The sequence below is a fragment of the Pseudomonas sp. H1_F01 genome (assembly GCF_054681425.1).
This window is the reverse complement of sequence record NZ_CP162823.1, coordinates 2,986,843-3,008,761: the sequence shown is the minus strand read 5'-3', so window position 1 is coordinate 3,008,761 and position 21,919 is coordinate 2,986,843. Positions and strand designations below refer to the sequence as shown.

Here is a 21,919-nt window from a genome sequence, read left to right as displayed (position 1 = left end):
ATTGAACGTGACTGATACACCGCCATCGCGAGCAAGCTCGCTCCCACAGGGACTCACAGCGAATCTAAAAAAAAGCCCCGCATCTCTCAATGCGGGGCTTTTTCATTCAACGCCGGATCAGTTGGCCGTCACGACCGCCTGACCACTCAACGCCAGGTCCAGCAGTTCGCGGTTGGCGACCGCGTACATGGCGTAGTCGGTGCCGCTGGCGGCACGGATGTCCACCAGCATGGCGCGCCAGCGCTCGACCATTTCGTGATGCTGCTCAAGCCACATCGCCAGGCGGGTTTCCACATCCTGGGTCGCGTCGCCGTCCTGCAGGACCGAGATGGTGATCGCCCGTTGCTGCCAGTCGATGTCATCGCGGAACGCTTCACGGGCCAGTGCCTGCCAGTTGTTTTCCACCGGCAGTGCGCTGATCTGTTGCAGGTACCAGGTGATGTCCAGGGCGCTGCCCACGGCGAAGTAGGCCTTGGCCACATCGGCAGCGTTCTGGCCGGTGACGTCGGACGCCTCGATGATCGGCAACAAGGTGTACAGGTGCGTGGTGCCGGCAACCATACGCGCCAGCAACTCCGGCACACCGGCGGCCACATAGGCCTGGTAGCGGGTCTGCCAGCCTTCGCGGGTCGGACCTTCCAGCAGTTCGTCGAGCTTGAGGCCCAACGCTGCCAGGTGCGGGCCGAAGTGCGCGACGTCACGGGCAGCGTTCTGCTCGTTGCGGCGGCTGCGCAGGAACCAGCGCGTGGCGCGACGACCCAGGCGCATCAGTTCGTCCATCAGCTCCAGTTGCACGTCGGCCGAGACCTGGTGGTCCAGGGCCTCGATCTGACGGAACCAGTGCGGGAGGTGGAAGATATCCCGAACGATGACATAAGCACCCGCAACGTTCGCCGGGCTCATGCCCGTAGACTCCTTGAGCCGCTGAACGAAGGTGATGCCCATGTGGTTGACCAGGTCGTTGGCGATCTGGGTGCTGACGATCTCGCGCTTGAGGCGATGGCGACGCATGGCCTCGGAGAACTGGTTCACCAGCGTCGGCGGGAAAGCCGTCTCCATGTCACGGGTCAGGTAATCGTCGTCCGGTACCAGGGAGTTGAGCAGCGCTTCCTTGAGGTCGATCTTGCTGTAGGAGATCAACACCGACAGTTCGGCACGGGTCAGGCCATGGCCCGCCGCGACACGCTCGTTGATCGCCTCTTCAGACGGCAGGAACTCGATGGCGCGATCCAGCTTGCCGCGGCCTTCCAGATCGTTCATCAGACGCTTGTATTCGGCGATCCGCACGAAGGCACGGCGCGCCGCCAGGGACAGGGCCTGGGTCTGCTTGTAGTTGTTGCCCAACACCAGGCTACCGACTTCGTCGGTCATGCTCGCCAGCAACTGGTTGCGTTGCTTGTCGGTCATGTCGCCGGCCTGCACCACTTCGTTGAGCAGGATCTTGATGTTCACTTCGTGGTCGGAGCAGTCCACACCGCCCGCGTTGTCGATGAAGTCGGTGTTGGAACCGCCGCCATTGAGGCCGAACTCGACGCGACCCAGTTGGGTCATGCCCAGGTTGCCGCCCTCGCCCACGACCTTGCAGCGCAGTTCGTTGCCGTTCACGCGCAGAGCATCGTTGGCCTTGTCGCCGACATCGGCGTGGCTTTCAGTGCTGGCCTTGACGTAGGTGCCGATACCGCCGTTCCACAACAGGTCCACCGGCGCCTTGAGCAAGGCGTTGAGCAGCTCGGTCGGGGTCAGCTTGTCAGCCTTGATGTCGAAGCGTTCTTTCATCTGTGGCGAGATGGCGATGCTCTTCGCGCTGCGCGAGAAGATACCGCCGCCTTCGGACATGATGCTGGTGTCGTAGTCGCTCCAGGCCGAACGCGGCAGGTCGAACAGGCGCTTGCGCTCGGCAAAGCTGCTGGCAGGCTCCGGGTTCGGGTCGATGAAGATGTGCAGGTGGTTGAAGGCCGCGACCAGTTGCAGCTTGTCGGACATCAACAAGCCGTTGCCGAACACGTCGCCGGCCATGTCGCCGACGCCCACCACAGTGATGCTGTCTTCCTGGACATTGATGCCGCGCTCGCGGAAGTGGCGCTGCACGCCGACCCACGCGCCCTTGGCGGTGATGCCCATTTTCTTGTGGTCGTAGCCAGCCGAACCGCCGGAGGCGAACGCATCGCCCAGCCAGAAGCCATAGTCGATGGCGATGCCGTTGGCGATGTCGGAGAAGGTCGCAGTGCCCTTGTCCGCCGCCACCACCAGGTACGGGTCATCGTCGTCATGACGTACGACGTTGGCCGGCGGTACCAGTGCGCCGTCCTTCAGGTTGTCGGTGATGTCCAACAGGCCCGAGATGAAGATGCGGTAGCAGGCGATGCCCTCGGCCGCGATCTCGTCCCGGCTGCCGCCCAACGGCAGGCGACGTGGCAGGAAACCACCCTTGGCGCCCACCGGCACGATCACCGAGTTCTTCACTTGCTGGGCTTTTACCAGGCCAAGCACTTCGGTGCGGTAGTCTTCTTCACGGTCGGACCAGCGCAGGCCGCCGCGGGCAACGTTGCCGAAGCGCAGGTGCACGCCTTCGACCCGTGGCGAGTAGACGAAGATCTCGAACTTGGGCACCGGTTTCGGCAGTTCCGGGATCAGGTGCGGGTTGAACTTGAAGCTGAAGTAGGACTTGTTCTGGCCGTTGGCGTCGGTCTGGTAGAAGTTGGTCCGCAGGGTGGCCTTGATCAGGTCCAGGTAGCGACGCAGGATGCGGTCTTCGTTGAGCACCTGGACGTCGTCCAGGGCCGAGAGAATCGCTTGTTCCAGGCGCAGTTGCTTGTCTTCCAGGTCATCGCCACTGAGTTTGCGCGCCAGGTAGAAGCGGGTCTTGAACAACCGGGTCAACTCGCGAGCGATGTCGGTGTGGTTGTTCAGGGTGCTGGCGATGTAACCCAGGTCGAAGCCCAGGCGGATCTGCTTCAGGTAACGGGCGTAGGCACGCAGCAGCGCCACGTCGCGCCATGGCAGGCCGGCGGTCAGCACCAGGCGGTTGAACGCATCGTTCTCGGCATCGCCACGCACGATGTGGACGAAGGCGTCCTGCAAGGTGTCGTTGAGTTGCTGGATATCCAGGTCCAGGCCTTCGGCGGCGGTGAACGCGAAATCATGAATCCAGAACTCGCGGCCATTGGTGTGGCGCAGACGGTACGGGAACTCGCCCAGCACGCGCAGGCCGAGGTTTTCCAGGATCGGCAGCACGTCGGACAGCGCCAGTGGCGTATCGGCGTGATACAGCTTGCAGTGCAGCTCACGCTGGCCGGAGACCTGGCCCAGTGGCTGGTAGAAGCTCATGACCAGCGGATTTTTTTCGCTCAGGCTCAGCAGGTGCTGCATGTCGACCACGGCCGAGTGCGCAGCAAAGCGCTCGCGGTAGCCGGCCGGGAAGCCTTTCGGGAAATCCGACAGCACGTTGGTGCCCTGGGCTTCGCCGAAGCTCTCGACGACCAGGCTGGCGTAGTCGTCCTTCCAGCTGCGGCAGGCCTGGACCACTTCTTTTTCCAGCAAGACCGGATCGATGTCGAGACGGTTCTTCGGATCCACCCGCAGGATCAGTTGTACACGGGCCAGTACGGACTCGGAGAAGAAGGTCCAGAACTCGCAGTCCGAGGCTTTCAGGCGATCCATCAGCACTTGCTGGATCTTCTGGCGCACTTCGGTGGAGTAGATGTCACGTGGCACGTAGGCCAGGCAGTAGCAGAAACGGCCATACGGGTCTTTGCGCAGGAACACGCGGATCTTGTTGCGTTCCTGGATCTGCACGATGGACATGACAGTGCTGAACAGCTCGTCCACCGGGGTCTGGAACAGGTCGTCACGGGGCAGCACTTCGACCACCTGGGCCAGTTCCTTGCCCAGGTGCGCCTTGGCCTGGAAGCCCGAGCGACGCTCGATTTCCGCGACCTTGCGGCGGATGTACGGGATGACCCGCACGCTCTCGCCATACACCGAAGAGGTGTACAGGCCCATGAAGCGGCATTCCTTGATGACCTTGCCGTTGGCGTCGATTTCACGGATCGACACGTAGTCCGGGTAGGCCGGACGGTGTACGCGGCTCGGGTGCGCGGCCTTGGCGAACGACAACGGCGTCGGTTCGCGCAGGTAATTGACGGCGTAGTCTTCGATGCGCAGGTCTTCGGCGGTCAGGCCGGCGCGCAGCAATTTGGTCAGGCCGAGGAACGAATCAGGGTTGTATTCGATGTGGCCGCCATCGGCCTCATCGCGAACCACGAACTCTTCGTAGCCCAGGAAGGTGAAGTGGTTGCCCACCAGCCATTCCAGGAAACTCTTGATCTCGCTCTTTTCCTCAGCGTCGATGGCGTAGGCGCTGCTGTCCAGGCTGTCGAGGATTTCCTGGACCTTGGCTTTCATCGGTTCGAAGTCGGCCACGGCCACGCGCACTTCGCCCAGCACTTGCTCAAGTTCCTTGCTCAGGACGTTGAGTTCGGCGGCGTTGGCGCAGCGGTCGATCTCCAGGTACATCAACGACTCTTGCAGGATGCCGTCGCCCTGGGTGCCTTTTGGCAGGATTTCCAGCAACTCGCCCTTGCTGCCGCGACGCACGCTCAGCACGGTGGTTTGCAGGGTATGGATGCTGTAGCCGCGACGGTTCAGCTCGGTGCGGACCGAGTCCACCAGGAATGGCAGATCGTGGTGCAACACTTCCACGGCCGTGTGGGTCGACTGCCAGCCGTGGCGTTCGTAATCGGGGTTGTAGACGCGCACCTGCGGTTGCGTGTGATCGAAGCGCTCAAGCAGGCGCCAGGCAGACAGGGTGCAGCCGGCAAGGTCGGACAACCGGCGCTGGGTAAGTTCATCGAGGGAAATGATGCCGAAGAATTGTTCAGCGAACAGCGCCACTTGTGGCAGTGCCTGTTCACTGATGTGCTGCGCCAGTGCCGCTTGCAGTTGATGCTGGAAGTCGGCTTTGCTGGCTGCGGTGAAGAACGCCATCTGTGGTACTCCGCTTGGGCTTGTTATTGATTGAAGCGTCGCGTGCAACCCCTGCGGGGCTGTCGGCCATCCCGTTCCTGATTCTCGGGCAGAGGAAACAGGATGACAGGTGGATGAAGCTGGACAGGACCCGCAGGTCACATCCTTTTCCATGTAATTTCATGTCATGGACACCTGCAAAAACCACTCCGGGATGGCCTTTGCAGGTGCACATCCGTTGCGCAGCTTAACGAGTGCGACAATGTGCCTGCTTGCAGCGCTGCGACATATTCGGTCATCGGCAAGCTAAACCGGCCCGAGTTCATCGAACAACCCTAGCAGCCCAGGGGCGAAACGGCACCTGGCAGTGTGAAATCGCAGCCCGATTGCGGTAATCCAGCGCAAAGTCCTCCAGGCTGGCAGAATCCACTTTTTTCGGCTCATTGAGCCAGGAGCCATCACCATGCAAATGACCACCACCCTGCTGATCGCCAATCCGTGCGACGACGAAGAAGACAACATGGCCATGCTCTGCTGCCACAGCGCCCAGGGCGAAATGTTCCTGATGACCCGCTACCCCGACGAAGACGAACTGGAGATTGCCCTGGATGGCGAGCCTTCGACGCTGGACGGCGTGAAAGTCACGCTGAGCCCTACCCGCTTGCTGATTGAGATTGCGGCGGCGGATGCCGATGCGTTGAACGGCGACGACGTGCTGGAAATCACCCACGACACCGATGCGGCGGACCTGGCGGAAGTGGAACTGACGTTGCAGAACATCCTCAAGGGGACGGGCACCTATATAAGCCAACTCTGATTCCTGTCGGCGTTGATCGTTCCCACGCTCTGCGTGGGAATGCATCCCGTGACGCTCTGCGTCACCTTCCAGAAGCAGAACGCGGAGCGTCCCTGACGGCATTCCCACGCGGAGCGTGAGGAACGATCAAAGGCGACTGCTCTTGCGTGGCGAGGGATCCGTGCACCGGCTGTTATTCGTCTTTCTGCACCAGATTGCCGTCAGCGTCATAGGCCAGGTACGCGTCACTATCCTTCGGGTCCCTCACGTAATAACGGGCCTCATTGCCGTTATCCGGCACTTCCAGGCTGGCATAGGACCCCAGTTCCTTGATCAGTTTGTTGTCTTGACTGATCAGGACCAGCCCGGAACCACCACCGGCCCGAATGGCCGCTGCGTACCGAGTCTGGAACGCGTTGAGCTGGCTGTACTCCAGCGGGACTCGCAAGATGCCCGCCAGGTCGATGGCGCCATAGCTGCCGGCGCGTGCGACCACCGCCATGCCGTTGGAAAACGGTTCCACCTCGTCATACGGTAACTTGATGGGCAGCCGCGTCCCCTGGCGATTGATAAAAGCAAACTTCCTGCTTTTAGCGTCCTGCACCAACAGCGGTTGCTGCCCGACAAACCGGCCTATCACGTTGTCACCCGGCAGGTTGAGCCGTTTACCGTCCAGGTCGAAAACGTTCTGACGACTCCGGTCGGCAGAGCTGGCGTAGAGCAAACCCTCGCTGTGCTCGATGCCTGAGAACTGCGCCGGCAGGATTTCCTTGCCGTCCAGGGTATAGGCGCCGTAGAGGCCTTCCATGACATCGGTTCGTTTGCCGAGACGGGCGATGAACACGTTGCCAGTCACGGTGGGGTTGACGAATTTCATCGGCAATACGAAACGATGCCCCTTGGCATCGTAGAGCCCATAAGGTCCGTTGGTTTCCCGCTCCACCAACAGCAGGCCATTGCTCAACGTTTCGGTGATGTATTCGAACGGCAGGTCCACGAGCTTGTTGCTGCCGGCAGGAAAATAGGCGAGCTGGCTGCGCAACGCCTGCCAGTCCGAGTCCGGGTCGCTGGACTTTTCCGGGGAAAACAATGTGTAGGTATCCGCCATCTGGCTGTCTTGCACCTGCACCCAACGGGGCTTGATCAACCACTGGCCGGCCTGGTCGATGAAGCCGTAGCGCTCGGCGTTTCGGTCCAGAGCGATGTAACGCGCCTGCTCCGCCAGGACGTTGTCGACCTGGGTGAACTCAACGCTGTTGTCTTCCATCGGATCGAGCACATGAATGACGATGCGTTGCGGGGTGGCCTCGAATTGATAGTCGACCTCGGTGTTTTTCAACGGCCCCACCTGAGCGGCCAGCGCCTGGGTCAGGCGTTCCAACTGCTGCTGTACCGCCTGGCCGGTCTTGAGCTGCTTGAGATCGTCCTTGGTCTGCAGCAGCGCTTTGTAATAGTCGTGCAACGCCGCGATATCGCCTTCGGAGGGGAACGCGCGGGAGTTGTTGCCGTTGCTGTAGAGCGCCTTGCCCGCGTCATCCAGCCCCTGCACCACGAAGGTCGACATCTTCGGCGTACTCAGGCGCACAGAGGCGCTGGCGTCACCCAGGGCGGTGAGCTGGAAGGACTGGCCATCGTCCAGGGTCACCTTCGGGTGATCCTTGTCCAGGACCACTTTCCTGAACGCCGGATAACTGCGGTAAGCGACCGTCAGGCCGAGACTCGCCAGAGGCTTGTTCACCGCAAGTGCGAAGGCGTCATGGGACGCGATCATGTCGTCGGACTCGACCTTGGGCGGCGCCTTGAGATCGGCGAAGGTTTTTTCGCTGCCATCGCGAAACCGCAGGCGCTGCGGCAGGTACTGCTCGGCCACCGGTTCATCCGGCGTCGCGGCGCGCTTCCAGAGCGGATCAAGGCTGCTGGTGTCGAGCCTCACTTCGGAACCGTCGGCGAATAGCCTCTGGGCAAAACGCAGGCCCTGGATCGAGGCCAGTTCAGCTTTCAGTTGCGCACTGGTGAGTGGGACAAACAGCGGTTCGTACTGCAACGGCCGCTCGTCGGCAGGCTCGGTCGTCTCAATACTCAGGCTCAATTGCGCGTCACTGATCAGCTCCAGGGAACGGAGCGTTTCACCGGTGTCCTGAATCAAATAGTTGAGGCGTCTCTCCACCTCGGGCAGTGCCAGCGTGCCGATGTCTTCCATGCCCCCTTCGTTCAGTTGCTCGGCGGCGAAACCTTCATCCACCGGCGCGCCGCTGTGGCGAAACAGGGTGTAGGACGCACAACCCAGCACCAACAAGGTCACGCTCAGTATCGACAGCAATCTCACGCGAGGCTGGGAGAAGTTCATGGAGGCTTCGATCGTCAAAGGGCTTGGGGAAGGCAGGCAGCTAACCACACGGCCTTACGCGCTGCAAATCGCCCTGGAGGGCCTGTTCTGTTACTTCGGCCTGCCGACCTGCCTGGATCGTCGCCCTTGTCCGGCTGAAGTGAACCACCGTCGGTCGTGCCTCTGACACGTCGCCCTTGACGGAGGGATGGATTCTGATGTTTCCTGAAACCGGTTTCAGAACCGCTAATAAATCCAATAAGCAGGTTTCAATCCGTGAATTCTTTCTCCGCCGCCCAGCGCAGCCGCGTGACCATGCTTGATGTCGCCGAACGCGCCGGGGTCTCCAAGGCCAGTGTCTCGCGTTTCATTGGCGAGGACCGCGCCCTGCTCTCCGAGGCCATTGCCCGGCGTATCGAGCAAGCCATCAGCGAACTGGGCTACCGGCCGAACCAGATGGCCCGCGGCCTCAAGCGCGGGCGCACACGCCTGATCGGCATGCTGGTGGCCGATATCCGCAACCCCTATTCGATTGCCGTGATGCATGGCGTGGAAACCGCCTGTCGTCGCCATGGCTACAGCCTGGTGGTGTGCAACACCGACCGTGATGACGAGCAGGAGCGCCAGCACCTGGCGCTGTTGCGCGCCTACAACATCGAAGGGTTGATCGTGAACACCCTGGGTCACCACCGTGACGAACTGTTTGAACTGCGCAGCGAAATGCCTCTGGTGTTGGTGGATCGCAAGGTCGATCAACTCGACAGCGACCTGGTCGGCCTCGACAACCCAAAGGCCGTCGAGATGGCCCTCGATCACCTCGAACAACGGGGCTACCGCGATCTGTTGCTGGTGACCGAACCGTTCGACGGCACCAGCTCACGAATCGAGCGAGTCGAGAGTTTCAAGACCGGCATCGCGCGACGCCCTGCCCTGACCGGCGCCGTGGTGGAAACCTGCGATCAACTGAGCGCGCGCATCAAGGCTTTCCTGGCCCAACCGGGGCAAGGCCCCAAGGCGCTGTTCTGTGCCAATGGCATTGCCGCGCTGGCCGCCACGACGGTGTTGCGCGAGCTCGGTTGCCACTTGTTCGACGACGTAGGCCTGATTGCCCTCGACGATCTGGATTGGTACCCCTTGGTGGGCAGCGGCATCACGGCCCTGGCCCAACCGACAGCGGAGATCGGCGCCAGTGCGTTCGACTGTCTGCTCAAGCGTTTGCGTGGGGATAAAGGGCCAGTGCGGACCTTGGATTTTGCGGCGCGGTTGATCGAGCGTGGGTCGACGCGTGGGGTTTCTCGATGATCGAGCCGGCCTTATCGCGAGCAAGCTCGCTCCCACAGGGATTTCCAGCGCGACGCAGATCCCGTGTGGGAGCGAGCTTGCTCGCGATGAGGCCCTGAAGCACACCACCTTTTTTTGCACAAAACTGAAACCGGTTTCAGAGGTATAAAAACAATGCACAATCCACCCGTCTCCATCAGTCTTTCCAGCTACGGCGCCGACCTGATACGGCAACAAGGCCAAGGCAGTTTCATCGATCTGCTGGCAGCAGCCGGTGCCTCGCGCATCGAATGGCGCGAAGAATTGCTCACCACCGAACAGCCCGCCGAGCTGGCCGCTCGCGCTCGCGCCCAGGGGCTGCAAAGTATTTTCTCGTCGCCACTGGAGCTGTGGCTCGCCGGGCAGTCCAGGCCCAACCCCGCCCTGGCGCTGACCCTGCAACGGTCCGAGGCGTTCGGCGCGGCATGGCTGAAAGTCTCCCTCGGGCACTTCACCGACACCCATGATCTGTCGGCATTGGCGGATGTGCTCGGCGCAAGCCCGGTGCAGTTGCTGGTGGAAAACGACCAGACCTTGCAAGGCGGACGGATCGAACCGTTGCAACGTTTCTTCAGCGCAGCAGAAGCGCACGCATTGCCCGTCGGCATGACCTTCGACATCGGCAACTGGCAATGGCAGGACCAATCGGCCGCCGTCGCCGCCCGACAGCTCGGACGGTATGTGGCTTACGTGCATTGCAAGGCAGTGGCCCAGCGCGCCGACGGCAAACTGGTCGCCGTGCCTCCGGCCATGACCGACCTGCACCTGTGGGAACAACTGCTCAAGCACATGCCCGTCGGTGTGATGCGCGCCGCCGAATATCCGCTGCAAGGCGAAGACTTGTTGCAATTGACCGCTGGACATGTCGCCACGCTGTCCCGTCTCGGACAATCGCGCCGGGAGCCTGCCCATGCCTGAGTTCGATGTGTTGTCGTTCGGCGAAACCATGGCGATGCTGGTGGCTGACCAGCGCGGTGAGCTGGTCAGCGTCGACCAGTTCCACAAGCGTATCGCCGGGGCCGACAGCAACGTGGCCATCGGCCTGTCGCGACTGGACTTCAAGGTTGCGTGGCTGAGCCGGGTCGGCGCTGATTCCCTGGGACGCTTCGTGGTGCAGACCCTGGAAAACGAAGGCCTGGATTGTCGCCACGTAGCGGTCGATCCAACGCACCCCACCGGCTTTCAGTTCAAGTCGCGTACCGACGATGGCAGCGACCCGCAGGTCGAGTATTTCCGTCGTGGCTCGGCGGCCAGTCATCTGTCGATCGATTCCATCGCGCCAGCGCTGCTTGAAGCCCGTCACTTGCACGCCACCGGCATCGTCCCGGCGTTGTCGGCCACGGCCCGCGAGATGTCCTTTGAATTGATGACCCGCATGCGCGAAGCCGGCCGCAGCCTGTCGTTCGACCCCAACCTGAGGCCGAGCCTGTGGACCAGCGAGTCGGCCATGATTGCGCAAATCAATCGCCTCGCCGCCCTCGCCCACTGGGTCCTGCCGGGGCTCGGCGAAGGTCGCTTGCTGACCGGTTTCGACGACCCGGCCGATATCGCCGCGTTCTATCTGGATCAAGGCGCCGAAATCGTCGTGATCAAGCTCGGCGCGGACGGTGCCTATTACCGCACGCACCTGGACCAGGGCGTTATCGCCGGCGTACCGGTAGCCCGGGTGGTGGACACCGTGGGCGCTGGCGATGGCTTCGCCGTCGGCCTGATCAGTGCGTTGCTCGACGGCCGCGCCATCACCGAGGCCGTGCAGCGCGCCAACTGGATCGGCAGCCGCGCGGTGCAGAGCCGTGGGGATATGGAAGGGTTGCCGACGCGCACCGAGTTATTGGCTGAATTTGAAACCGCCTATCGCGAGCAAGCTCGCTCCCACATGGGATCGAGTTAACCCCTGTGGGAGCGAGCTTGCTCGCGATAGAGCTACCACAAAACGCACCTGCTGCAACAAAAACAACAAGCTCAGGAGTCAACGACATGCAAACGCTCAACCTCGCCACCCGTCGCTGGTGGTACATCATGCCCATCGTGTTCATCACCTACAGCCTGGCCTACCTGGACCGGGCCAACTATGGATTTGCCGCCGCCTCGGGCATGGCCAAGGACCTGATGATCACCCCGGGGCTGTCATCGCTGCTCGGCGCACTGTTTTTCCTCGGCTACTTTTTCTTCCAGGTACCGGGGGCGATCTACGCGCAAAAGCACAGCGTGAAGAAGCTGATCTTCGTCAGCCTGATTCTCTGGGGCTCACTGGCCACCCTGACGGGCGTGGTCTCCAACGCCTACTGGTTGATCGTGATCCGCTTCATGCTCGGGGTGGTCGAGGCCGCCGTGATGCCGGCGATGCTGGTGTACCTGTGCCACTGGTTCACCCGGGCCGAACGCTCGCGCGCCAATACCTTCCTGATCCTTGGCAACCCGGTGACCATGCTCTGGATGTCGGTGGTGTCGGGTTACCTGGTGCAGCAGTTCGACTGGCGCTGGATGTTCATCATCGAAGGCCTGCCGGCGGTGCTCTGGGCCTTTATTTGGTGGCGCCTGGCCGATGATCGCCCAGCCCAGGCCAAGTGGCTCAGCGATCAGGAGAAACGGGACCTGGAAAGCGCCTTGGCGGCCGAACAGGTCGGCATCAAGGCAGTGAAGAACTACGCCGAGGCCTTTCGCTCGCCCAAGGTGATCATCCTGGCGCTGCAGTTTTTCTGCTGGAGCATCGGGGTCTACGGGTTCGTGCTGTGGTTGCCGTCGATCCTCAAGGCCGGCCTGCAGATGAACATGGTCGAGGCCGGGTGGCTATCGTCCTTGCCTTACCTGGCGGCAGTGATCGGCATGCTGGTGGTGTCCTGGGCGTCGGACAAGGCGCAGAAGCGCAAGCGTTTTGTCTGGCCGCCCCTGCTGATCGCCTCCGTCGCGTTCTACGCCTCCTACCTGCTGGGGGCCGAGCATTTCTGGTGGTCCTATGGCTTGCTGGTGGTCGCCGGCGCTTGCATGTACGCGCCGTATGGTCCGTTCTTTGCCATCGTTCCGGAAATCCTCCCGGCCAACGTCGCCGGCGGCGCCATGGCGTTGATCAACAGCATGGGCGCGCTGGGTTCGTTCGGCGGCTCGTATCTGGTGGGCTACCTCAACGGCACCACCGGCTCCCCTGGCATGTCCTTCCTGCTGATGAGCGGCGCTTTGCTGCTGTCGGTGGTACTGACCCTCGCCCTCAAGCCCGGCGCCAGCGACCGGGAAGTCTCCAATACCGCGACGCCACACCCGGCGCCCGCCCGTTCCTGAATCGAGACCCGTCCCATGAAAAAGCATGTGGTGTTGTACAAAGCGCTGTCCCCTCAATTGATGGCCCGTCTGCAAGCCCAGGCCCACGTCACGCTCATCGAGCGCCTCGATGCCCAGGGCCTGGCGCAACTGCGCGACGCCCTCCCCGCCGCCCACGGCCTGCTGGGCGCCAGCCTCAAGCTGGATGCGGCGCTGTTGGACCTGGCGCCGAACCTGCAAGCCATCGCCAGCGTCTCGGTGGGGGTCGACAACTACGACATCGATTACCTGACCGAACGCCGGATCCTGCTCAGTAATACCCCCGACGTGCTGACCGAAACCACCGCCGACACTGGGTTCGCCTTGATCCTGGCGACCGCTCGACGCGTGGTGGAACTGGCCAACCTGGTTCGCGCAGGAGAGTGGCAACAGAGCATCGGCCCGCGGCATTTCGGCACCGACGTCCATGGCAAGACCCTGGGCATCATCGGCATGGGCCGCATTGGCGAGGCCCTGGCCCAACGCGGGCATTTCGGCTTCGGCATGCCGGTGCTCTACCACAGCCATTCACCCAAGCCCGCGGTCGAGCAGCGTTTCGGCGCGCGCTATTGCAGCCTCAAGACACTGTTGCAGCAGGCGGACTTCATTTGCCTGACCCTGCCCTTGACCGCTGAGACTCAAGGGCTGATCGGTGCACAAGCGTTCGCGCAGATGCGCCCTGAAACCATTTTCATCAATATTTCCCGGGGCAAGGTGGTCGATGAAGCGGCGCTGATCGACGCCCTGCGCAGCGGGCAGATCCGTGGCGCGGGGCTGGATGTGTTCGAGCGCGAACCCTTGAGTGCGGATTCGCCGCTATTGCAAATGGATAACGTGGTCGCGACCCCGCATATGGGCTCGGCCACCTACGAGACACGGGAAGCGATGGCGCGTTGTGCGGTGGACAACCTGTTGGCGGCATTGGCGGGGGAGCGGCCGGTGAATCTGGTGAATCCAGGGGCGTGGCGGGGCTGAGTTCCTGTGGGAGCTGAGCTTGCTCGCGATAGCGGTGGGTCAGGCTGCATTGAAGTTGAATGTGCCGCCGTCATCGCGAGCAAGCTCGGCTCCCACACTGATCTCGGGTGCTCATGGCATCAGTGTCCATCGCCAACCCCTGTGGGAGCTGAGCTTGCTCGCGATAGCGGTGGGTCAGGCTGCATTGAAATTGAATGTGCCGCCGTCATCGCGAGCAAGCTCGGCTCCCACACTGATCTCGGGTGCTCATGGCATCAGTGTCCATCGCCAACCCCTGTGGGAGCTGAGCTTGCTCGCGATAGCGGTGGGTCAGGCTGCATTGAAGTTGAATGTCCCGCCGTCATCGCGAGCAAGCTCGGCTCCCACACTGATCCCGGGTGCTCATGGCATCGGTGTCCATCGCCAACCCCTGTGGGAGCTGAGCTTGCTCGCGATAGCGGTGGGTCAGGCTGCATTGAAGTTGAATGTCCCGCCGTCATCGCGAGCAAGCTCGGCTCCCACACTGATCTCGGGTGCTCATGGCATCGGTGTCCATCGCCACCCCCTGTGGGAGCTGAGCTTGCTCGCGATAGCGGTGGGTCAGGCTGCATTGAAGTTGAATGTGCCGCCGTCATCGCGAGCAAGCTCGGCTCCCACACTGATCCCGGGTGCTCATGGCATCGGTGTCCATCGCCAACCCCTGTGGGAGCTGAGCTTGCTCGCGATAGCGGTGGGTCAGGCTGCATTGAAGTTGAATGTGCCGCCGTCATCGCGAGCAAGCTCGGCTCCCACACTGATCTCGGGTGCTCATGGCATCAGTGTCCATCGCCAACCCCTGTGGGAGCTGAGCTTGCTCGCGATAGCGGTGGGTCAGGCTGCATTGAAGTTGAATGTGCCGCCGTCATCGCGAGCAAGCCCGCTCCCACACTGATCTCGGGTGCTCATGGCATCGGTGTCCATCGCCACCCCCTGTGGGAGCTGAGCTTGCTCGCGATAGCGGTGGGTCAGGCTGCATTGAAGTTGAATGTCCCGCCGTCATCGCGAGCAAGCTCGGCTCCCACACTGATCTCGGGTGCTCATGGCATCGGTGTCCATCGCCACCCCTGTGGGAGCCGAGCTTGCTCGCGCTAGCGGTGGGTCAGGCTGCATTGAAGTTGAATGTGTCGCCGTCATCGCGAGCAAGCCCGCTCCCACAATGACTCCAAACCGATCACAAATCCGCACGCCAGACAAAATCCCGTTAGTCGCCACCCCCCGCCATGCATTAAAGTAACGCCCCCAGCCCCGGCGTTATCCGAACGCCTGGGGCCACCCTTTCCAGGAACAGTCACCGATGGAACATCGTGAAGCGCTGCTTGCGCTGCGAACCTTTCTTTCAACGCAGATTCTCGGCCAGGAAAAACTCATCGAGCGTCTGCTCATCGCCCTGCTTGCCGACGGCCACATGCTGGTGGAAGGCGCGCCGGGGCTGGCCAAGACCAAGGCCATCAAGGAACTGGCCGAAGGCGTCGAAGCGCAATTCCATCGCATTCAGTTCACCCCTGACCTGCTGCCCGCCGACATCACCGGTACGGAAATCTACCGCCCGGAAACCGGCAGTTTCGTGTTCCAGCAAGGGCCGATTTTCCATAACCTGGTGCTGGCGGACGAAATCAACCGCGCGCCGGCCAAGGTCCAGTCGGCCTTGCTCGAAGCCATGGCCGAGCGCCAGGTCAGCGTTGGGCGCAGCACCTATGAACTGTCGCCGCTGTTCCTGGTGATGGCCACGCAGAACCCGATCGAGCAGGAAGGCACCTACCCGCTGCCCGAAGCCCAGCTCGACCGGTTCCTGATGCACGTCAAGATCGGCTTTCCCGATGCCGCGGTGGAACGCCGTATCCTGCAGCAGGCCCGGGGTGAAGCGCTGAACGGCGAGACCAAGCCCGAACGCCGCGTGAGCCAGCAGGCGATTTTCTCCGCGCGCAAGGAAATCCTCGGGTTGTACATGGCCGACGCCGTGGAGGAATACTTGGTGCAACTGATCATGGCCACCCGTAACCCGGCCAAGTTCGATCCGGAAATGGCCGAATGGATCGCCTACGGCGCCAGCCCGCGGGGTTCCATCGCCCTGGACCGCTGCGCCCGTGCCCACGCCTGGCTGGCCGGACGCGACTTTGTCAGCCCGGAAGATATCCAGGCCGTGCTGTTCGACGTGCTGCGCCATCGCATCATCCTGTCGTTCGAAGCCGAGGCCGCTGGCATCGACCAGGACCGGGTCGTGCAGCGGATTCTCGACGTCGTCGCTGTCGCTTGAGCATGAGTCATGAATAACCCGTTGGCGCCCGCACCGGGCATCCGCGTCAGCCTTTCGGAGCTGATCGAGATGCGCCATCGTGTGCGCGAGGTGCAGTTGTTCTCGACACCGGGACAGCGCAGTCCGCTGATCGGCCTGCATCACTCCAAGCTGCGCGGACGCGGGGTGGATTTCGACCAGGTGCGGGTCTACCAGGCCGGCGACGACGTACGCACCATTGACTGGCGCGTCACCGCCCGGACCCAGGAGCCCCACACCAAACTGTTCCACGAAGAACGCGAGCGGCCGATCTTCATCATGATCGAGCAAAGCCACCGGCTGTTCTTCGGTTCGGGGCTGATGTTCAAGTCGGTGCTCGCCGCCCAGGCCGCCAGCCTGATCGGCTGGGCCGCGCTGGGGCACAACGACCGGGTCGGCGGCCTGGTGTTCGGCAATAACACCCATTACGAGGTCAAGCCGCGGCGCAGCAAACAGAGCCTGTTGCAATTGCTCAACCGGCTGGTGCGGGTCAATCAGTCACTGCACACCGAAGGCGAGCCGGATCGCGACTCGTTCGGCATCGCCCTGCGCCGCGCCCGGGAAGTACTGCGGCCCGGCAGCCTGGTGATCGTGATTTGCGACGAGCGTGCGTTGTCCGACAGCGCCGAACAGCAGTTGAGCTTGCTGTCGCGCCATTGCGACCTGTTGCTGCTGCCGCTGTCGGACCCGCTGGATCACGCCCTGCCCGCCGCCGGCCTGCTGCGCTTCGCCCAACACTCTTCACAGTTGGAGCTCGACACCCTGAACTTCGAACTGCGCCAGGCCTATCGCGCCCAGGCCGAGGCACGCCAGGAGCGCTGGGAAATACTGGCGCAGAAGCTGCGGATCCTGATGATGCCCCTCAGCACCCAGGGCGACATGGTCGAGCAACTGCGCGAATACCTGAACCCCAAGCGGGCCGGGAAAAGTCGATGAGCAACCTGGATAAATTGCAGCCACTGATAGCGCCGCCCCCTATCGGTTTCTGGCCTCCCGCGCCGGGCTGGTGGTTGCTGCTGGTGTTGATCCCCTTGCTGGGTCTGGGCCTGTGGCAGTTGCGCCGGTTCATTCCCGCCAAGCGCACCGTCCCCCGTGCCGAACAACCCCTGGACCCGGTGCGACTGGCCGCGCTGGCCGAACTCGCCCTGCTGCCCAAACCCTACGATGGGGCGCCGGCTGGGGCCTGGCTGCAACAGCTCAACGGGTTGCTCAAACGCCTGTGTCGCAACCATTACCCCTACAGCCAGAGCCACACCCTCAACGGGCGCAAATGGCTGGCTTTCCTGGATAACCGCTGCCCGGCAGCTGGCCTGACCCGCTGGATGGTGCTGGTGGAAGGCGCTTACAAACCCGAATGCAAGCTCGATGACAAAGCCATCGCCGGCCTGACCCAGGCGGTCGAAATCTGGATTCGCAAACATGTTTGAGTTCGCCTGGCCGTGGGTATTCGCCCTGTTGCCGCTGCCTTGGCTGATGCGCCTGGTGCTGCCGGCGGCCGACAGCGGCGAGCCAGCGCTCAAAGTCAGTTTCCTCGGCGACCTGGAAGGCCTGGTGGGTCGGCGAGCCCGGGCCAATCTGCCGACCTGGCGGCAACAGGCGCCCTTCATCCTGCTCTGGCTGCTGTTGCTGATCGCCGCTGCCCGACCGCAGTGGTTGGGCGAGCCATTGCCCATTGCCGCCAGCGGTCGCGACCTGCTGGTGGCGGTGGATGTCTCGGGTTCCATGGACTTTCCCGACATGCAATGGAAAGACGAAGAGGTCAGTCGCCTTGCGCTGGTCCAGCACATGCTCGGGGATTTTCTCGAAGGCCGCGAAGGTGACCGGGTTGGCCTGATCCTGTTCGGCAGCCAGGCCTATCTGCAGGCACCGCTGACCTTCGACCGCCGCACCGTGCGCCATTGGCTCGATGAGGCGCGCATCGGTATCGCCGGCAAGAATACGGCCATCGGTGACGCCATCGGCCTGGCCCTCAAGCGCCTGCGCCAGCGGCCGGCCCATAGCCGCGTGTTGATCCTGGTCACCGACGGCGCCAACAACGGCGGCGAAATCGACCCACTGACCGCCGCGCGACTGGCCGCCGACGAAGGCGTGAAAATCTACCCGATCGGCATCGGCGCCGCCCCGGAACAAAGCGGCACCACAGGTTCGCTCGGCGTCAACCCGAGCCTGGACCTGGACGAACCGACACTCAAGGAAATCGCCGAAGTCACCGGCGGCCAGTATTTTCGCGCCCAGGATGGTGAGCAACTACTGGGGATCAAGACCACCCTCGACCAGCTCGAACCGGTGACCCAGCAACCGACCCAGGCCCGTCCTGCCCTGGCGCTGTATCACTGGCCCCTGGCCGTTGCGCTGCTATTGAGCATGTTGCTGGTGGCCCGGGCGCGCTGGCCGGACAATCCGTTGCAGCGCCTGTTCAACCAGCCGCTGTTCCAGCCAGCCCAACACACCGAGTGGCGCCAGCGGCTCAAGCGCCTGCGCTTGCGGAGGCGTCGATGATCGCCCTCTGGCCACATTGGCTACGCCCCTGGTTCGTGTTGCTGCTGCCTCTGCTGGGCTGGTTGCTCTGGCAACTGTGGCACCGGCAGAAACGCGTGGGCCGCTGGCAGATGATCCTGCCTCCCGCCTTTCATGCTGTGCTGCTCAGTGGCGGCAGTGGCCGTGAAAGCCGGTTGCCGTGGATTGCCCTGGGCCTGGGTTGGCTGTTGATCGTGCTGGCGTTGCTGGGGCCGAGTTGGGCGCGGGTCGAACAGACTAGCCAGAAACCCGCCGACCCGCTGGTGGTGGTGCTGGAGCTGACCCCGGAAATGCTCGCCACCGACGTCCCGCCCACGCGCCTGGAACAGGCTCGGCGCAAGGTACTGGACCTGTTGCAGAACCGCAGCGACGCCCAGACCGCGATCATCGTCTATGCCGGCAGTGCCCATACGCTGGTGCCGCTGTCCGACGACCTGTCCACCAGCGCCAACCTGCTCGAAGCCCTCGCGCCGTCGATCATGCCGCAGAGCGGCCATCGTGCCGACCTGGCGGTCCGCAAGGCGCTGACCCTGCTGGACCAGAGCGAGCTTGGACAGGGTCGGATCCTGCTGATCGGCTCATCGCTGAATGAGCAGGAGCGCCAAGGCATTCGCCAGGCCCTGGACGGTTCCGCCACGCAATGGCTGATGCTGGGCATCGGTACCCGGGAAGGTGCCCCCGTGGCCCAAGAGGATGGCAGCTACCTCAAGGATGCCCAAGGCGCGATTCTACTGCCGCGCCTCGACAACCCGGGCCTCAAGGCGTTCTCCAATGAGCTGGACGGCCGCTACCGGCCGGCGCGCCTGGATGACAGCGACCTGCGCGGCCTGGGCCTGTTGGACGGTCCTCGCCATCTGCGCAGCGATGGACAAACCCTGCGCCTGGACACCTGGGCCGACCAGGGTTATTGGCTGCTCCTGCCCCTGCTGCTGTTGGCCGCCTGTGCCGGGCGGCGAGGCTGGCTGTTCTGCCTGCCGCTGTTGTTCGTGTTGCCGCAAACCGGCCACGCCTTCGAATTCCAGGACCTGTGGCTGCGCGCCGACCAACAGGGCCAGCACTTGCTCAAGCAAAAACGTCCCGCCGAAGCCGCCGCCCACTTCGAGGACAGCCAGTGGCAAGGCGTCGCCCTGTACGAAGCCGGTCAATACAGCGAAGCCGCCCGACGCTTCGCCGAAGGCAATGACGCCCGCGCGCACTACAATCGCGGCAACGCCCTGGCCAGGAGCGGCGAACTGGAAGCCGCGCTGGATGCCTATGAGCAGGCCCTGGAGTTGCAACCCGACCTGCGCCCCGCCCAGACCAACAAGGCCCTGGTGGAAAGCTTGTTGAAAGAGCCGGCCGCCGTACCGGAAGAACCCAAGCCTGCCGAAAGCGAGGAGCCGGCCCCCACCGAGCAACCGCCAGACGCCGACTCACCCACCCAGTCTTCCGAACCGGGACAGCCCTCCCACGAGCCAAGCACGACATCGGACGAGTCCCAGCCCCCGCGGACGGCACAACCGCCTACCGCCCAGGATGTACCGGGCAGCGAACTGCCCGATGAGCAGACCACCACCCCGCCACTGCGTCCTGCCGCAGGTCAGCGCAATGAAGAAGAACAGCGCCAGGCACTGGAACAATGGCTGCGCCAGATCCCGGATAATCCAGGGGAGCTGCTCAGGCGTAAATTCTGGTATGAACAGCAAAGCCATCAGGCCCAGGAAAAAACCCAATGACCCGCTTCACCGCCTACCTCCTCGTGTTGCTGCTCTGGGCCTCTGGAACCCAGGCTGCACAGCTGACTGCCAGTGTGGACCGCAGCCGCCTGAACTCCGGGGAAACGGTGGAACTGACCCTGGAATCCAACGACGCCACGTTGTTCGGCAAACCGGACCTGGGCCCGCTCCAGGCCTTGTTCGATGTGCGCGGTACCCGTCAGGTCAACCAGTTGACGACCCTCGACGGTGAGAACCGTGCCACCACCCGCTGGATCGTGACCCTGCTGCCGCGCCAAAGCGGCACCGTGATCATTCCGCCGTTGCAACTGGGCGAAGTGACCAGCCAGCCGATCACCCTGCAAGTGGTCGAAGGCGAAACCCGCAACGCCTCCCAGCCCCTGGCAGCAGTATTCATCGAGGCCAGCCTCGACCAGACCGAAGTGTATGTTCAGGCCCAGGCGATCTTGACCCTGCGCATCTACCATTCGGTGTCGCTGTACGACGACAGCAGCCTCACGCCGCTGCACATTCCCGATGCCCGCACCGAGCAACTGGGCGAATCGCGCACCTATGAAAAAGTCATCAACGATGTCCGCCATGGCGTGATCGAACTGCGCTACGGCATCTATCCGCAACGCAGCGGCGAACTGACGATTCCGGCCCAGACATTCAGTGCCACCCTGGTCGAGCCGGTAGCCCAGGACGCCGTACCTTCGGGCCCCAAACCCGGCCAGTTGATGCGGGTAAGCTCCGCGCAACTGTTGCTGCGCGTCAAGCCCAAGCCTGCCAGCTATCCGGCCGACGTGCCCTGGCTGCCGGCACGCAGCCTGTCCTTGAGTGAAAGCTGGAGCCCGGAACCGACCCACAGCCAGGTGGGCGATTCCCTGACCCGCAGCCTGACCCTGGAAGCCGAAGGCCTGGCCAGCGCCCAGTTGCCACCGCTACCGGCCACGGAGATCAACGGCCTGCGACGCTATCCGGACCAACCGGTACTCAGCAGCCGCAACAGCGAGCGCGGGCTGGTGGGCAGCCGCGAAGACCGCGAGGCCCTGGTGCCCAACCGCAGCGGGACCATCGAGCTGCCACCGGTGGAAGTGGTCTGGTGGAACACCCTGGAAGACCACCTGGACCGCACCAGCCTCCCGGCGCGGACCCTGCAAGTGGCGAACAATCCAAGCTTGATGGTGGACACGCCGGCCGGCACGACGCAGATCGTGACAACGGTCGACAGCGAGGCCCTGTGGTACTGGCAACTGAGCACCTTCCTCCTCGCCTGCACCACGCTGCTGGGCTTTGGCTTGTGGTGGCGCGCCCGCTGGCAGCCAGCGATCCTGCGCTCGACCCAGACCGGACCGAGCCCACGCACCCTGCTGGATGACCTCAAACGTACCTGCCTGGCCAACGACCCCCACGCCACCCGCCAGGCCCTGGACGCCTGGGCCCGCCAGCAGCCGGAAACCCTGGCCGACATGGCGGCGCGTTTCGTGCCGCTGTCCGACGCCCTGGACGGCCTCAACGGCGCGCTCTACAGCGAAACCGGCCAGCATTGGCAGGGTGAAGACTTGTGGCGGGCCATCCGCACCATCCCGCCCACCGAAGGGGGGCTGGGCTCGGCGGGTGATTCGGGGTTGCCGCCGCTTTACCCCAAATAAACCCGCTTTTTTCGTAGCCTTTGTGGCGAGGGGTTTTATGTGCGGGCAAAACGGGTGGGAGCATGGCGGGCAAGCCTTGCTCCCACA

General features: G+C 63.2%; 14 protein-coding genes. 12 read left to right on the top strand and 2 right to left on the bottom strand.

The features are described 5' to 3' along the window. Positions 1-117: 117 nt before the first annotated feature. Positions 118-4,986, bottom strand: coding sequence for an NAD-glutamate dehydrogenase (locus AB4O09_RS13895; RefSeq protein WP_003202639.1), 4,869 nt, complete (start codon positions 4,984-4,986; stop codon positions 118-120). 442 nt (positions 4,987-5,428) lie between these two features. Between AB4O09_RS13895 and AB4O09_RS13890 the strand changes: the two genes are divergently transcribed. After that, complete coding sequence (locus tag AB4O09_RS13890) at positions 5,429-5,782, top strand: hypothetical protein (protein WP_003202641.1); 354 nt, start codon at positions 5,429-5,431, stop codon at positions 5,780-5,782. 172 nt (positions 5,783-5,954) lie between these two features. On the opposite strand, the gene AB4O09_RS13885 is transcribed toward AB4O09_RS13890, so the two are convergent. Next, positions 5,955-8,108 (bottom strand): WG repeat-containing protein, encoded by a 2,154-nt coding sequence (locus AB4O09_RS13885; RefSeq protein WP_038859338.1) that lies wholly within the window; start codon positions 8,106-8,108, stop codon positions 5,955-5,957. Between the two features lie 255 nt (positions 8,109-8,363). Between AB4O09_RS13885 and AB4O09_RS13880 the strand changes: the two genes are divergently transcribed. The 11 genes from AB4O09_RS13880 (at position 8,364) to AB4O09_RS13830 (ending at position 21,832) form a co-directional block, all read left to right on the top strand. Continuing rightward, the gene (locus AB4O09_RS13880) at positions 8,364-9,389 is read left to right on the top strand and encodes a LacI family DNA-binding transcriptional regulator (protein WP_013693550.1); all 1,026 of its coding nucleotides are present in this window, start codon (positions 8,364-8,366) and stop codon (positions 9,387-9,389) included. A gap of 153 nt (positions 9,390-9,542) precedes the next feature. Continuing rightward, a complete protein-coding gene (locus AB4O09_RS13875) occupies positions 9,543-10,325 on the top strand; it encodes a sugar phosphate isomerase/epimerase family protein (RefSeq protein WP_038857623.1) in 783 nt (260 codons plus the stop codon). Then, positions 10,318-11,298, top strand: coding sequence for a sugar kinase (locus tag AB4O09_RS13870; RefSeq protein WP_123423097.1), 981 nt, complete (start codon positions 10,318-10,320; stop codon positions 11,296-11,298). Before AB4O09_RS13875 ends, AB4O09_RS13870 begins: the two co-directional genes overlap by 8 nt. Before the next feature lie 86 nt (positions 11,299-11,384). After that, entirely contained in the window at positions 11,385-12,683 is a 1,299-nt protein-coding gene (locus AB4O09_RS13865) for an MFS transporter (RefSeq protein ID WP_003202651.1), read from the top strand. Between the two features lie 15 nt (positions 12,684-12,698). Then, complete coding sequence (locus AB4O09_RS13860) at positions 12,699-13,676, top strand: NAD(P)-dependent oxidoreductase (RefSeq protein WP_038857249.1); 978 nt, start codon at positions 12,699-12,701, stop codon at positions 13,674-13,676. Positions 13,677-14,988: 1,312 nt separating this feature from the next. Next, positions 14,989-15,948, top strand: coding sequence for an AAA family ATPase (locus AB4O09_RS13855; protein WP_003202654.1), 960 nt, complete (start codon positions 14,989-14,991; stop codon positions 15,946-15,948). A gap of 9 nt (positions 15,949-15,957) precedes the next feature. Continuing rightward, positions 15,958-16,902, top strand: a complete 945-nt coding sequence (locus tag AB4O09_RS13850) for a DUF58 domain-containing protein (RefSeq protein WP_003202656.1) — start codon at positions 15,958-15,960, stop codon at positions 16,900-16,902. Then, entirely contained in the window at positions 16,899-17,393 is a 495-nt protein-coding gene (locus tag AB4O09_RS13845; RefSeq protein ID WP_460108344.1) for a DUF4381 domain-containing protein, read from the top strand. Before AB4O09_RS13850 ends, AB4O09_RS13845 begins: the two co-directional genes overlap by 4 nt. Then, positions 17,386-18,465 carry a vWA domain-containing protein gene (locus AB4O09_RS13840; RefSeq protein WP_003202661.1) on the top strand — a complete coding sequence of 360 codons (1,080 nt, stop codon included), beginning with the start codon at positions 17,386-17,388 and terminating at the stop codon, positions 18,463-18,465. Before AB4O09_RS13845 ends, AB4O09_RS13840 begins: the two co-directional genes overlap by 8 nt. Further along, positions 18,462-20,198 (top strand): tetratricopeptide repeat protein, encoded by a 1,737-nt coding sequence (locus tag AB4O09_RS13835; protein WP_003202663.1) that lies wholly within the window; start codon positions 18,462-18,464, stop codon positions 20,196-20,198. The genes AB4O09_RS13840 and AB4O09_RS13835 overlap by 4 nt, the downstream gene beginning before the upstream one ends. After that, the gene (locus AB4O09_RS13830; RefSeq protein ID WP_013693554.1) at positions 20,195-21,832 is read left to right on the top strand and encodes a BatD family protein; all 1,638 of its coding nucleotides are present in this window, start codon (positions 20,195-20,197) and stop codon (positions 21,830-21,832) included. The genes AB4O09_RS13835 and AB4O09_RS13830 overlap by 4 nt, the downstream gene beginning before the upstream one ends. Positions 21,833-21,919: the final 87 nt, after the last annotated feature.

Bases quoted from the DNA above. Each gene is read 5' to 3' on its own strand.
- AB4O09_RS13885 (WP_038859338.1), bottom strand. From the start codon at position 8,108: ATGAACTTCTCCCAGCCTCGCGTGAGATTGCTGTCGATACTGAGCGTG.
- AB4O09_RS13890 (WP_003202641.1), top strand. From the start codon at position 5,429: ATGCAAATGACCACCACCCTGCTGATCGCCAATCCGTGCGACGACGAA.
- AB4O09_RS13855 (WP_003202654.1), top strand. From the start codon at position 14,989: ATGGAACATCGTGAAGCGCTGCTTGCGCTGCGAACCTTTCTTTCAACG.
- AB4O09_RS13860 (WP_038857249.1), top strand. From the start codon at position 12,699: ATGAAAAAGCATGTGGTGTTGTACAAAGCGCTGTCCCCTCAATTGATG.
- AB4O09_RS13840 (WP_003202661.1), top strand. From the start codon at position 17,386: ATGTTTGAGTTCGCCTGGCCGTGGGTATTCGCCCTGTTGCCGCTGCCT.
- AB4O09_RS13850 (WP_003202656.1), top strand. From the start codon at position 15,958: ATGAATAACCCGTTGGCGCCCGCACCGGGCATCCGCGTCAGCCTTTCG.
- AB4O09_RS13845 (WP_460108344.1), top strand. From the start codon at position 16,899: ATGAGCAACCTGGATAAATTGCAGCCACTGATAGCGCCGCCCCCTATC.
- AB4O09_RS13895 (WP_003202639.1), bottom strand. From the start codon at position 4,986: ATGGCGTTCTTCACCGCAGCCAGCAAAGCCGACTTCCAGCATCAACTG.
- AB4O09_RS13835 (WP_003202663.1), top strand. From the start codon at position 18,462: ATGATCGCCCTCTGGCCACATTGGCTACGCCCCTGGTTCGTGTTGCTG.
- AB4O09_RS13870 (WP_123423097.1), top strand. From the start codon at position 10,318: ATGCCTGAGTTCGATGTGTTGTCGTTCGGCGAAACCATGGCGATGCTG.
- AB4O09_RS13865 (WP_003202651.1), top strand. From the start codon at position 11,385: ATGCAAACGCTCAACCTCGCCACCCGTCGCTGGTGGTACATCATGCCC.
- AB4O09_RS13875 (WP_038857623.1), top strand. From the start codon at position 9,543: ATGCACAATCCACCCGTCTCCATCAGTCTTTCCAGCTACGGCGCCGAC.
- AB4O09_RS13830 (WP_013693554.1), top strand. From the start codon at position 20,195: ATGACCCGCTTCACCGCCTACCTCCTCGTGTTGCTGCTCTGGGCCTCT.